Annotated in this window: 14 protein-coding genes and 1 pseudogene; 6 read left to right on the top strand and 9 right to left on the bottom strand. The window is 57.3% G+C overall.

Going from position 1 to position 11,594, the window contains the following annotated elements; all coding sequences use genetic code 11:
* Positions 1–90: 90 nt before the first annotated feature.
* Positions 91–639: an outer membrane beta-barrel protein gene (locus DIT72_RS09750; protein ID WP_135955043.1), complete on the top strand. Its 549-nt coding sequence runs from the start codon at positions 91–93 to the stop codon at positions 637–639.
* Positions 640–645: 6 nt separating this feature from the next.
* On the opposite strand, the gene DIT72_RS09745 is transcribed toward DIT72_RS09750, so the two are convergent.
* The 4 genes from DIT72_RS09745 to DIT72_RS09730 form a co-directional block, all read right to left on the bottom strand.
* Positions 646–1,044: a matrixin family metalloprotease gene (locus DIT72_RS09745; RefSeq protein ID WP_206081089.1), complete on the bottom strand. Its 399-nt coding sequence runs from the start codon at positions 1,042–1,044 to the stop codon at positions 646–648.
* A gap of 191 nt (positions 1,045–1,235) precedes the next feature.
* The gene (locus DIT72_RS09740; protein ID WP_135955041.1) at positions 1,236–1,469 is read right to left on the bottom strand and encodes a hypothetical protein; all 234 of its coding nucleotides are present in this window, start codon (positions 1,467–1,469) and stop codon (positions 1,236–1,238) included.
* A 103-nt stretch (positions 1,470–1,572) separates the two neighbouring features.
* Entirely contained in the window at positions 1,573–1,776 is a 204-nt protein-coding gene (locus DIT72_RS09735; RefSeq protein ID WP_135955040.1) for a CsbD family protein, read from the bottom strand.
* A gap of 197 nt (positions 1,777–1,973) precedes the next feature.
* Positions 1,974–3,287 (bottom strand): DUF2254 family protein, encoded by a 1,314-nt coding sequence (locus DIT72_RS09730; RefSeq protein WP_135955039.1) that lies wholly within the window; start codon positions 3,285–3,287, stop codon positions 1,974–1,976.
* A gap of 389 nt (positions 3,288–3,676) precedes the next feature.
* Between DIT72_RS09730 and DIT72_RS09725 the strand changes: the two genes are divergently transcribed.
* Entirely contained in the window at positions 3,677–4,975 is a 1,299-nt protein-coding gene (locus DIT72_RS09725) for a DUF2254 domain-containing protein (RefSeq protein ID WP_135955038.1), read from the top strand.
* A 3-nt stretch (positions 4,976–4,978) separates the two neighbouring features.
* On the opposite strand, the gene DIT72_RS09720 is transcribed toward DIT72_RS09725, so the two are convergent.
* The 4 genes and pseudogenes from DIT72_RS09720 to DIT72_RS09710 form a co-directional block, all read right to left on the bottom strand.
* Positions 4,979–6,334, bottom strand: a complete 1,356-nt coding sequence (locus tag DIT72_RS09720) for a diguanylate cyclase domain-containing protein (RefSeq protein ID WP_206081088.1) — start codon at positions 6,332–6,334, stop codon at positions 4,979–4,981.
* A 63-nt stretch (positions 6,335–6,397) separates the two neighbouring features.
* Positions 6,398–6,766 (bottom strand): hypothetical protein, encoded by a 369-nt coding sequence (locus tag DIT72_RS09715; protein ID WP_135955037.1) that lies wholly within the window; start codon positions 6,764–6,766, stop codon positions 6,398–6,400.
* Positions 6,735–6,929 (bottom strand): hypothetical protein, encoded by a 195-nt coding sequence (locus tag DIT72_RS18560; protein WP_407657967.1) that lies wholly within the window; start codon positions 6,927–6,929, stop codon positions 6,735–6,737. The genes DIT72_RS09715 and DIT72_RS18560 overlap by 32 nt, the downstream gene beginning before the upstream one ends.
* A 258-nt stretch (positions 6,930–7,187) precedes the next feature.
* A pseudogene (locus DIT72_RS09710) lies at positions 7,188–7,349 on the bottom strand (PRC-barrel domain-containing protein); the annotation flags it as partial.
* A gap of 236 nt (positions 7,350–7,585) precedes the next feature.
* On the opposite strand from DIT72_RS09710, the gene tadA reads away from it, so the two are divergent.
* The 4 genes from tadA to DIT72_RS09690 are packed head-to-tail and all read left to right on the top strand — an operon-like array spanning position 7,586 to position 10,923.
* A complete protein-coding gene (gene tadA / locus DIT72_RS09705; protein ID WP_135955035.1) occupies positions 7,586–8,086 on the top strand; it encodes a tRNA adenosine(34) deaminase TadA in 501 nt (166 codons plus the stop codon).
* Between the two features lie 10 nt (positions 8,087–8,096).
* Positions 8,097–9,080, top strand: a complete 984-nt coding sequence (galE, locus tag DIT72_RS09700; protein ID WP_135955034.1) for a UDP-glucose 4-epimerase GalE — start codon at positions 8,097–8,099, stop codon at positions 9,078–9,080.
* A 51-nt stretch (positions 9,081–9,131) separates the two neighbouring features.
* On the top strand, positions 9,132–10,475 hold the full coding sequence (locus DIT72_RS09695) for a UDP-glucose dehydrogenase family protein (protein ID WP_135955033.1): 1,344 nt from the start codon (positions 9,132–9,134) through the stop codon (positions 10,473–10,475).
* 10 nt (positions 10,476–10,485) lie between these two features.
* Positions 10,486–10,923: an HIT domain-containing protein gene (locus DIT72_RS09690; RefSeq protein ID WP_135955032.1), complete on the top strand. Its 438-nt coding sequence runs from the start codon at positions 10,486–10,488 to the stop codon at positions 10,921–10,923.
* Positions 10,924–10,935: 12 nt separating this feature from the next.
* On the opposite strand, the gene fabR is transcribed toward DIT72_RS09690, so the two are convergent.
* Positions 10,936–11,559, bottom strand: a complete 624-nt coding sequence (fabR, locus tag DIT72_RS09685; RefSeq protein ID WP_135955031.1) for an HTH-type transcriptional repressor FabR — start codon at positions 11,557–11,559, stop codon at positions 10,936–10,938.
* Positions 11,560–11,594 lie beyond the last annotated feature (35 nt).

Here is an 11,594-nt window from a genome sequence, read left to right as displayed (position 1 = left end):
CCGTAGTATCCGTCGCGTCACAGTCCGCGCCAAGGTAGTAATGGCGCGTTATGGAAATGCAATCTGGACAATGCAAGCAAGGAGCTTCTAATGATCAGAATAAACACTGCGGCAATTACTTTCTGTCTTCTTGGTGCGCTGCCTATGGCAGTATCCGCTCAAACCCCGGCGTTCGGCCCACAAGAGGGCGACAGGGAATTCTCCATCTCCGGAACCGGCAGTAACGATCGGGATTTCAATAGCGGCAGCTTCGGCATCACCGGCGATCTTGGCTGGTATCTGCGGGATAACATGGTTGCCGGTGTCCGGCAAAGCATCAACTACGCCGATATTGAAGGCGAAGGCGTCACTGATGATTTCTGGAACGGCTCAACCCGTGGTTACATCAACTACCACTTCCTTGAGGATCGTGCGCGGCCCTTCATCGGTGCCAGCCTGGGCGGAGTCTACGGTGACGGTGTCAACGACAGCGCCTTTGCCGGCCTGGAAACGGGCCTAAAGTACTACGTTCGGTCAAGGACCTTTATCCTCGCCCGAGCTGAGTACCAGTTCCTGTTCGACGACACCGATGATGCTACTGATGCGTTCCAGGACGACGGAATCTGGGCCTACACTGTAGGTATTGGCTACCACTTCTGAAGCCGGTCAAAATGCTGACCTGAAGGGAGGGGTGCTGGAGCCATCGGCAAGTTGACTGCGATCGGCTCCGCGCCCGTAGAGTCGCCGGATACCGGCGAGATCCCCGGGCTGAAGCCCGGGCAAGGCTTCGGTGTAGCGAAATCCCATCACCTGGCCGGATGGCCCGGGATGGTCCAGGCCGATGGCACGACCGATCTCATGAATCAGCGTGTAGCGGATGTCGTAGACATCTTCGGTGCCATTGCGCGCATCATCGAATCGCAGCGTCTCGTCAGCAAAAGCATAGCTGATGCTCGCTCCCACCCCTAGCTTCTGCTCGCCCCACTTGACCTTATACCCTTCCAGTTCAAGCAGCCGATAACCATGCTCTCTTTCCGCGGCCAGCAATGGGACTGATAGTGGCAAGAACGTGGCCACTATCAGTGCTCTGATGATATGCCCGTACCGAAAGGGGCGTTCCTGCGGTGTCAATACTCGAATCATTACGACAGAGTACGGACAACCTCAGGAGAAGTCGGTTGTAGTTTGGTAAGAGAATGTTTATCTGAAAAACCGCCAGATCCTGGTAAAACCGGTCATCCGGGATCGAGGTAAATTCATTTCTTTTCCTTCGTGGCGTCGTCATTGATTTCCCCTACCACTGCGTCTTTCTCGTCCTTCTTGCCGCCATGCTTTTTAGCGTCGCCTGGCTCGGCTTCGTCCTTGCTGCCATGTCTTTCGGATTCGTCATTGATTTCTCCTAAAACGGTCTCCCCCTCGCTGCCTCGCTGTTCGGTTTTATTTTTTCCTTTCGTGTCGTTCGGCTGGCTTTCGTTCTGAGGTTTGTTCATGAGCGGATCTCCGGATATCTCTTGTGTGCAAAAAAAAAGATGCCCCAACCGCCTCCGATACGGCATTGCAGGCAGTGGGTAATAACATCGGGACTATCGGGTATCAGTGCCGGGATGCCTTTTCAAAGTCTTTGACCTGTTTATCGGCTTCGTCTCTTGAAATGCCGTAGGCCTGTTGAATTTCACCGGCCAGCTGATCGCGCCTGCCGCCAATTTCATCAAGGCGATCATCACTCAGCTTGCCCCACTGCGCTTTTGCTTTGCCCTTGAGTTCTTTCCAGTTACCTTCAATGGTGTCCTTGTTCATCTTTCTCTCCTTTGGCCTCATGGCCGGCGCTTAGTGGGATCGTGGGATGCGCACCGAATAACAAAAAAGGATGCGCGGTCACCAATTCAGCGTCCCATTTAGCCAAGGGAATGTCTGTGCGTTATCAGACACAGCGACTGTGCCTCCGTTTTAGTACCGCTCACTGTCATTAAAATCCGGTCAATGACCCTGACCAATCACGTATGGCCTATGTGACCGGTAGAGTCACGATTGATGATAGCCTTGGCCTCTCGCTCAAGCCGTTGGCGGTCCTGAGGCAGCATGCCGTTGGCTTCTGCCAGAGCCCGCACCATCTCAACCTGACACTCGATCTCAGAGATGACCGCGAATGCATCAAGCCCTTCTGCGACCTCCCGGACCCGATGAAGCATGTGCATCAGGTGCCGGGCCGCTTCCGGGTCGCGGGAGGCCTGCTCCCGCAGTCGCTCCACGCACTGCTGCAACAGGTCGGCTGCGTCCCAGCCAGCCTCGTCGTAGACGCAACGGCCGTCCTCGTCCTTGTCGTGCAGTCGTGGCAGCCCCCGGCAGACGATTTCCTCGAGCACGGCTTCAAGGTGAACCATTACCTCGTGGGCGGTTGAAGTGTCCGCGCGCGTCTGCAGCGCGAACGTCCCGACATCCACCAGTTGGCTCACGGCGAACACGAGGTCCATGTCAGGGCTTCGGGTGCGGGCAAGGGTGAAAGCTTTGGCCACGGCGTCAAAGTCGGCCTCCTCTACCTCGATCCCTGTTGAGGATACGAGCGCGACCGGGCGGCGGGGGGTGACAAACTCGCCAATCCGGCTGCGCAGATGGACAGCCCCGCCAACCGGCAGTGCCTTGCGAATCCGGTCGATGTCGATACCCGTAACCCAGCCGGTTCCGGGGGCCAGGACCGTCCGCCGTGCAGCCAGCGGCGGCGGCACTTCAGTTAATTCAACCCGTGCCTCAGGGTGGCGATCAAGCACATCGAGGGCGTCTTCGGCAAGGCGACTGATCAGCTCCGGCAGCGACAGGCTTCGCGTAGCGTGCTTGATTGCCAGCAGTATGCCTGCCATCGCGGCGAGCGCGATCATCACTACCAGCACCATACTCGCCAGCGGAGCGTACGTCTGTTCGTTGGTAGGCATCCTTAACAGGATGACCAGCACGGCTACGAGGCCAGCTGCCATGAAGGCGAGCAGATTGCGCTGGAAACGGTCTTCGAGGAAGATCAGCAGCGTTCGGGGTGAAAAATGCGCGGCCATGAGGCCAACCACAACTGTGCGCATCCACAGGCCGAACACCGCGACCGTGATCAGACCACTGATTACCGCCCCCAGCACAACCCTTGCATCAGCAATGGTCCCGAGCTTGAACGGCGGAGGCCAAAGCAACTTAGTATCCACAGTCAATACTGCCAGACCCACGACCAGGCCGGCGGCCATTGCGCCGAACATCGCCAGCGTGATCTCCCCTATCCGGGAAGAAATCCGGCGGCGCCGGGGTCTGCGGTGGGTCATCTGTCTCATGCTGTCCTCTCTTCGCCATGATTTCTCGCGGGTCTGGTAGCCAGAATCACCCTACGGTAACTGCGCCGTCAGTGCGCTACCACACCCAGCGCAAAACGGAATGGAACCCCTGCGAAAGATTCAGTCAGGCGAGAGCGTTCGATAGCGAACAGACATCTCACGTCAGTGGCCTGAAAATTCATCAGGGCTAGCGGTTCGAGCAACATTTCGATTGTCCCCGTTCCCCAACTCTCCGGCCCTGTCGCTGACGGCGCTGTGGTTCATTTTGCAGGGCCACGGCCAGGCGTGTTCGCCGGCGAATCCGGCGAAAAGCTGGTAGCGATCGCGGCCCACCGTCAACTATCCTATGGGGGAACGTGACCCTGCGCATTCCGGTGAAGGACTGAATTATGGCCCGATCAAAACTGTTCATTCCCGACAGGCTGCGCTTCTTTTTCAGTCAGCTTAAAGAGCGTTTGTGGGTCAAGCCGCTGGTCCTTTGCGTGCTTTCTATTGGTGGTACCTTTATAGCCATGCTGGCTGACGATATGGGCCTGTCCAGTGTCGTACCCGAGATCACCCTGGAATCGGTCGAGTCCCTGCTCTCCATCATGGCTTCCAGCATGCTGGTTATAGCGACCTTTGCAGTAGGCTCCATGGTTGCTGCCTATGCATCCGCCAGCGCTGGTGCGACACCTCGCTCGATACCACTGGTTATCGCGGATGACGTTACCCAGAATGCCTTGTCTGCCTTTATAGGCGCCTTTATCTTCAGTATTGTTTCCCTGATAGCTGTCCAGAACGACATGTTTGAGGCTGCAGGCCTGTTTGGGATCTTCGTCCTTACTCTTCTGGTATTCGCCATTGTCGTCATTACGTTTGTTCGCTGGGTGGACAGAATTGCCCGGCTGGGCAAGGTGGTGAATACCATCGAAAAAGCGGAAAAGGCAGCTGGCGACGCCCTAAACCGTCGCCGGTATGCGCCCACGCTCGGCGCTCTGACTGCCTCCCGGGGTCAGTCCCCGGGCAAGAGCAGGCCGGTGTACTCGGCGACGGTTGGTTATATCCAGCGCATCGACCTGGAGACGCTACAAACCTGTGCTGAAACGTTCAATTGTCACGTGAGGGTGACAGCACTGCCCGGTACTTTTATGAGCCCGGGTCGTCCGCTGCTTTATATTGAGAGGGGCACTGAGCATTACAATGAAGAGGGCGAGGCATTCGAGCCAGAAGCTTTTTCCAGTGCCTTCACGATCAGTTCAAGCCGTACCTTCGAGGATGATCCCCGCTTCGGACTTCTTGCCTTGTCCGAGATCGCCGACAAGGCGCTGTCCCCTGGCATCAATGATCCGGGAACCGCGATCAATGTTATCGGGACAATGGTACGGCTGTTTACACTTTGGCAATCCCCGATTGATAAAGACGGAATGCGGGCTATCACCTACGACCGTGTATCGGTTCCGGAGCTGGTGATCGACGACCTGTTCGACGATGCTTTTACAGCCATTGCCCGTGACGGAGCAGGCATGGTTGAAGTGTCCATTCGCCTGCAGAAAGCTCTTGGGGCGTTGGCCGAAACAGATGACGAGGCGATGGTTGCCGCTGCCAAAAGACACTCACGGATGGCACTCGGGCGCTCCGAGCGAGTCATGACACTTCCGGACGATATTGATGCGGTACGCAGAACGGCGGTGTTTTCGGCCTCGTAAAAGTCAGGAGAAATGGTCCTCCGTCTTAGCGGGAGTGTCGTGGAAACACATACGGTTTGAACCGGACTGTTTCGCTCTGTACATGGCATGATCCGCCGCTTCCAGCAGAGCGAGAGGAGAGGGTGCGTCCTGGGGGTAGAAGGCGATCCCGACGCTGACGGAAATCCGGACAGACTGTTGTTCGAGCTGGAACGGCTTCGCAACCGCATCAATAATAGTCTGGGCGATCATCTCGATATCTTTACGCCGCGTGGCGGCGGAGAGAATCACGGTAAACTCATCGCCGCCCTGGCGGGCAACCGTGTCATCCTCCCGCACACATTCAGCGAGGCGTACTGCGACGTCACACAAAACACGATCCCCCGCTTCATGGCCGAGCGAATCGTTGACTTCCTTGAAACCATCAAGGTCCATGAAAAGCAGGGCAAGAGGCAGGCTACTGCGGTTTGCATGTTTGACCTCCTGTTCCAGGCGATCCAGAAACAGGCGCCGGTTCGGCAGCCCGGTCAGCGCGTCATGGTGGGCGTTGTGCCATATTTTTTCTTCCGCAAGTGCCCGCTCGGTGACATCCTGGATAATGCAGACTGTTGCTTCGGTGTTCTGATGCTCATCCAGCACCGGCGCAAGCAGATATTCGAACCTCTCACCCTCGCCAGACGCAAATCTGTGGACGAGCTTGCCCCGGTAGGTGGAATGGTCAGCAATCACCTGTTCGTGGTTGCGCTGTAAGTCTGAAGCGAACGAAAACCCGAGGTCAGAGTGGGACTTTCCGATGATCGCATCGGGCTTCAAAGCAAAAAGATCGGCAGTGGCCCTGTTTGCATAGATAAACCGGCCTGCCGGGTCCAGCACATAAATCGGTTCAGGGGATGCCACCAGAATGGCGCCGAACAGCCGGGTTTCCATCTCTTTTACAGCCGCGTAGTGCTCAAGCGATTCGGCGACGGCCTGGTCTATGGCTTCATGAAACCGGGTAAGGTCGTCAAGCTGTTCCCGGGTAACCGTTGGGTTGGCGCTGGTCCAGAGCGACACCACGCTCGCACGCAGGGCCCGAAATTCCGACACGGTCTCCATAACGCTGAAACCGCTGCTGTGTCGATCGCCACCGTGCACTTCAGCCCAGGACGCCCTCCCACCCGTCGGCCCATAACCTTGTGATTTGGCAGTCTGTGCGGACGCACTCTGATATGATTCGAGATCGTCGGCAATCACCAGAAGCATGTCCCTGGCGTGGTCGCGCAAACCGCTCTTGTTCATATGACCGGCATGAAAGATGGTTCTGGCAAAATCTACCCAATTCGCAAGAATGGGCTCTATTTCCGACCGGATAAAATCTGCTAGTCGCATGTTTGTTGGCATGTGGTTGGCTCCCAATAAGAGCAGAAAGGATCAGGAGATACGCCCGCTCCCGGCGGGCCCATATTACGCTTGCTGCTTGCCATCTTCGATTTTTTCATCGACCTGCTCGCCTTCCGCTGCAGTCGTATCCGGTTCTTTCTGCTCGGCTTCGGCTCCGGAATCCAGGCTCAGCTCAATGAAAAAGGGAAAATGATCCGATCCCCAGGCCGGCCCCTCGCGTTTAGCCATTTCCCGCCCCACGATCAGCACTTCCGCATCACGCTCCGTGGTCTCTTTCGCAAACTCGGGGTTGGGGGGATCGGAGTGCACGAAGTGCACGAAAACCCGGTCACCCGATGGCAGCTTCACCTGCATATGCATTGACGGGATGCTGTCCATCAGAATGAACCGTATCTCGGGATCAATGATCTCCAGCCGGCTGTACACGAGCATGCCATAAGTGTTGTCGAGCGGGTTTTTGACCGTGTGCGGATATTTCTCTTCCAGGGGGCCTGAGTGCTTCCTCCCACCACCGGTCTGTCTCCACTGTCAGGATTAAATCCGGATCATACTTGCGCACGATAGCCAGTAAGGCCTCTGACTCCCGGTTTTCCATCAGGACGTTCGCGACCAGCAGGCTGAGGTTGGCGTCATGCGCTGGATGAGCCTCATGATGGCGAGCAGTATCACTGCATGAGCCATATAATAATGCCCACGATTCCTTCCTCCAGATAGTTCTGACTCACAGGCCGTTCTGCGGAGCTGAACCAGATGCCGCAGCCGCCCATGGAAACGGCAAGGGCTTTCGCCCCTGCCGTTTATTTATTCCACCCTCGCATTAACAGGGAGGGGTGGCTTTCAGTTTTCCTGCTGTTCATATTCCCGGTGCTGACTGCAGTTCATCACGAGTCATATCGACCCGCAGGTCCCGATCATCAGGGTTGCCTGACATCTTTACAGCATCCCAGTTAATGGCTACGTGTTTCTCACCCATACCGAGGAATCCGCCAACGCTGACTACAACGGCCACCACCTGACCACCCTGGTCTTGCTGAGCGCTCTGCTTTCGCTGGCATCATTTCCCTGAAGGAGAGACCGAATCGCCACGACATGTGGAATTCAGGATGAAGTTTCAACTTACGCTGAGTGAGTGGGTCAGTCAGTTCGCTGTCGCACTGAACCGGCATTTTTTTATGGGAAGCAGCTTTCCTTGCTTGAATGGACATGGCGGTCAGGGGAAAATCACCACCGATTCAAAACAGGCAGGAAACCATGATTGCCAACAGTGACGACGAGGCCTGGATGAGCCGGGCCCTGCAGCTGGCAGAGCAGGCGGCGGCCGCAGGAGAAGTTCCGGTGGGGGCGGTGGTTGTGCTTGACGGTAAGGAAGTCGGCGCCGGTTTTAACGCCCCGATCAGCGGGTGCGACCCCACGGCCCACGCCGAAATCCGGGCGCTGCGGGATGCCACCAGCCGTTTGGGAAATTACCGGTTGCCGGGTGCCACGCTTTACGTCACCCTTGAGCCTTGTACCATGTGCGTGGGCGCGATCGTCCACAGCCGCGTCAGCCGTCTTGTTTACGGTGCAGCCGAACCGAAAGCCGGTGCTGTGCAATCCGCACGGCGCACCCTCGAAGAGGAGCACCTGAACTGGCGCGTTGAGTCCTTCGGCGGTGTTCTGGCTGCCCGGTGCAGTGGTGCTATCAGTGATTTTTTCGCACGACGGCGGGCCGAGAGGCGCCGCCGGAGGCAACTGTTTTCAGGGAAGGAGTGATTACCCCATCATGAAAGTACTGGTAACCGGCGGAGCCGGCTATATAGGCAGTCACGTAGTCAGGCAGCTGGGCGAAGCCGGGCACGACATTATTGTTTTCGATAACCTGTCTACCGGTTATCGCTGGGCTGTCACCTGTGGCGAGCTGGTGGTGGGTGACCTTGCAGACGAAGCAGCCATCGCCGGGCTTTTCAGCGAGCATCGCTTTGAAGCGGTCCTGCATTTCGCGGCCAATATCGTCGTACCGGAGTCGGTTGAAAATCCCCTCAAGTATTACAGCAACAACACCCGCAACACACTGAATCTGCTGAAAGCGGTTGAGCAACACCGGGTTCCCTACATGGTGTTTTCGTCCACCGCCGCGGTCTATGGCATGCCCGAAGAAACCGTACTGACGGAAGATCTCCCTCTGGCTCCGATCAACCCCTATGGCGCATCCAAGATGATGAGCGAGCGGATGATCATGGACCTGGCTGCCGCCTCGTCTCTGAACTACGTTATTCTGCGCTACTTTAACGTGGCCGGCGCCAATCCGGACGGGTTGCTGGGGCAGGCGACGCCTGAGGCCACTCACCTGATCAAGGTGGCCTGCGAGTGTGTGACCGGCAAGCGCGATGGCATGAGCGTATTCGGCACCGATTACGACACCCGCGATGGCACCTGTATCCGCGATTACATCCACGTGGAGGATCTGGCCAAGGCCCATGTGATGGCGCTGAATTACATGGCAGATGGTGGCCGGTCGAGAGTGCTGAACTGCGGCTACGGGCGTGGTTTTACCGTGCGTGAAGTCATCGACGTGGTGAAACGCAAGTCAGGCAACGACTTCCCGGTGCAGGAGACCGGCCGCCGGGCAGGGGATCCTGCCGCGCTGATGGCGGATAATTCGCGGATCAAAAAGGTGCTGGGCTGGCAGCCGGATTACGACGACCTCGATACCATCGTCGGCACGGCGCTGGCCTGGGAAAAAATCTGGCAGGAAAGACAGGGCTGACATAGCTCCTCAGACGTTTAAAACACTTTTCAGACATCAGGGTTCTAACGGATGAAAATTACGATTTTTGGTACCGGTTATGTCGGGCTTGTTACCGGAGCCTGCCTGGCTGATGTAGGCCATCATGTTCTGTGCATGGATGTGGATCAGGGCAAGATCGAAAAGCTCAAGAATGGTCAGATTCCCATATACGAGCCGGGCCTCGAGTCCATCGTCAAACATACCGTCGAGGCAGGTCGACTGGCGTTTACCACGGACACCGAAGAAGCGGTGGCTCATGGCGCATTACAGTTTATCGCGGTGGGTACCCCACCGGATGAAGACGGTTCCGCCGACCTGCAGTACGTGACCGCGGTGGCCAAATCCATTGGCCAGTATATGGACGATTACAAAGTCGTTGTAGACAAGTCCACCGTGCCTGTTGGCACCGGAGACAGGGTCAGGGACGCGGTGCGTGCACAACTCGACAGGCGCGGGCTGGAACTGGAATTCGATGTGGTGTCCAATCCCGAGTTTCTGAAGGAAGGCGACGCAATCAACGACTTCATGAAGCCGGACCGTATCATCGTGGGTACTGACAGCGATCAGGCCATGGAGTTGCTGCGCGAGGTTTATTATCCGTTCAACCGCAGTCACGATCGCATGATCTTCATGGATGTCCGTTCGGCGGAACTGACCAAGTACGCTGCCAACTCCATGCTGGCCACCAAGATCAGCTTCATGAACGAGATCGCCAACCTGGCGGAACGCCTGGGTGCAGATATCGAAAATGTTCGCCGTGGCATCGGCTCCGATCCCCGCATCGGTTACCACTTTATTTATCCCGGCTGTGGTTACGGCGGTTCCTGCTTCCCGAAAGACGTCCAGGCGCTGGCCCGCACCGCCAGGGACTGTGATTACGATTCCCGGCTGCTGAATGCGGTTGAAGCCGTGAACAAGGCCCAGAAGCATGTGCTCTTTGACAAGATCAGTCACTATTTCAATGGCAACGTGAAGGGCAAAGTGATTGCCATCTGGGGGCTGGCTTTCAAGCCCAATACCGATGACATGCGTGAAGCATCTGCGAGCACCCTGATGCAGGATCTCTGGAACGCCGGTGCCAGCGTCCAGGCCTTCGATCCTGAAGCCATGGCAGAGACCCAGCGCATCTTTGGTGACCAGCCAGGGCTGACACTGTGCGGAACCAAGGAGCAGGCACTCAAAGGTGCCGACGTACTGGCAATCTGTACCGAGTGGAAGGAATTCCGTTCGCCGGACTTTGACGTAATCGCGGCGACTCTCAAAGAGCCCGCCGTGTTTGACGGCCGCAACCTGTACGAGCCTGAAATGCTGGAGCGCTATGGCATGATCTATTACGCCATTGGACGGGGCACGAACCAGTTCCACGCAAACTGACAGGGTTGATATGAAAGCGCCAGAACAGCCGTTTGCACTACATGAGCGCCTGGAGGCGGATACCGTCAGCCTGGGGCAAAGCGCGTTGTGTGAAATCCGTCTGATGAACGACAGCAACTGGCCCTGGGTTCTGCTGGTGCCCCGGGTGACGGGCATCCGGGAGATCTATCAGTTGAGCCGGGAGCAGCAACAGCAGTTACTGGCGGAGTCCTCCCTGCTTGGAGAGGGCATGATGGCGTTATTTGGCGGCGACAAGCTGAATGTCGCCGCGCTGGGTAACATGGTGCCCCAGCTTCACCTGCATCACATTGTGCGCTTTGAAGGCGACCCGGCCTGGCCGGGGCCGGTGTGGGGCAGGTTGCCAGCGCAAGCCTACAGTACCGATGAACTGGCAGCTGTAACCGCCAGGCTGGAGCCGGTTATCAGGGAACTTGAATCGGGGAACTAGTGTCCCGTCTGGCTATTTCCGGCGGGCGGCACGGGCCAGGGTCTGTGAACCAAGGAGGATCATCCGCAGTTCCTTCTTCAGCTTTGCCTTCAGTTCCTCCTTTTCTTTCGGCGTGGCATCCAGTGCCTCTGCGCCCTGGTTGAAAACCAATGTCACCATGGCCTCCGCCACCAGCCGGGCTTCGCTCAGGGGCTTTCCCTGCTGTTGCGCGAACCGGTTCAGATCGTCTGCCAGTTCGGTCACTACATGGTCTATTTCTGCCTTGATCGCGGTGCGAAACGGCTTTGATACACCTGTTTTTTCCCGCAGCATCAGCCGCAGAAGGTTGGTGTTGTTGTCCAGATATTCAATGAACGTGTCCACCGACGTGCTGATAGCACTACCATCCCGCGCAATCCGCTTGCGGGCCTGGCGCATCAGTTGCCGCAGGGCCACGCCACCTTCATCGACCAGTGCCAACCCCAGTTCGTCCAGTTCGGTAAAGTGCCGGTAGAAGGAGGTGGGCGCTATACCAGCCCCCCGTGCCACTTCCCGCAGGCTCAGGCTGCCAAAGCCCCGGTCTTCACTCAACTGGTCGAGGGCGGCATCCATCAGGGCACGGCGAGTGCGGAGTTTCTGTTCGGCTCGGGCTGACAAGGGCGGCTCCAGGGGTTGGTAAAGCCGCCTAGTTT

This window comes from Marinobacter orientalis (assembly GCF_004792665.1).
Taxonomy (GTDB): domain Bacteria; phylum Pseudomonadota; class Gammaproteobacteria; order Pseudomonadales; family Oleiphilaceae; genus Marinobacter; species Marinobacter orientalis.
The sequence above is the reverse complement of the archived record's forward strand: the minus strand, read 5'-3'. Positions and strand labels throughout refer to the sequence as shown.

What these genes read in the sequence shown, in the direction of transcription:
- DIT72_RS09690 (WP_135955032.1), top strand. Translation starts at nt 10,486, where the DNA reads ATGAAAGCGCCAGAACAGCCGTTTGCACTACATGAGCGCCTGGAGGCG.
- DIT72_RS09715 (WP_135955037.1), bottom strand. Translation starts at nt 6,766, where the DNA reads ATGCTCGTGTACAGCCGGCTGGAGATCATTGATCCCGAGATACGGTTC.
- DIT72_RS09740 (WP_135955041.1), bottom strand. Translation starts at nt 1,469, where the DNA reads ATGAACAAACCTCAGAACGAAAGCCAGCCGAACGACACGAAAGGAAAA.
- DIT72_RS09725 (WP_135955038.1), top strand. Translation starts at nt 3,677, where the DNA reads ATGGCCCGATCAAAACTGTTCATTCCCGACAGGCTGCGCTTCTTTTTC.
- DIT72_RS09695 (WP_135955033.1), top strand. Translation starts at nt 9,132, where the DNA reads ATGAAAATTACGATTTTTGGTACCGGTTATGTCGGGCTTGTTACCGGA.
- galE (WP_135955034.1), top strand. Translation starts at nt 8,097, where the DNA reads ATGAAAGTACTGGTAACCGGCGGAGCCGGCTATATAGGCAGTCACGTA.
- DIT72_RS09750 (WP_135955043.1), top strand. Translation starts at nt 91, where the DNA reads ATGATCAGAATAAACACTGCGGCAATTACTTTCTGTCTTCTTGGTGCG.
- DIT72_RS09720 (WP_206081088.1), bottom strand. Translation starts at nt 6,334, where the DNA reads ATGCCAACAAACATGCGACTAGCAGATTTTATCCGGTCGGAAATAGAG.
- tadA (WP_135955035.1), top strand. Translation starts at nt 7,586, where the DNA reads ATGATTGCCAACAGTGACGACGAGGCCTGGATGAGCCGGGCCCTGCAG.
- DIT72_RS09735 (WP_135955040.1), bottom strand. Translation starts at nt 1,776, where the DNA reads ATGAACAAGGACACCATTGAAGGTAACTGGAAAGAACTCAAGGGCAAA.
- DIT72_RS18560 (WP_407657967.1), bottom strand. Translation starts at nt 6,929, where the DNA reads ATGGAAAACCGGGAGTCAGAGGCCTTACTGGCTATCGTGCGCAAGTAT.
- DIT72_RS09730 (WP_135955039.1), bottom strand. Translation starts at nt 3,287, where the DNA reads ATGAGACAGATGACCCACCGCAGACCCCGGCGCCGCCGGATTTCTTCC.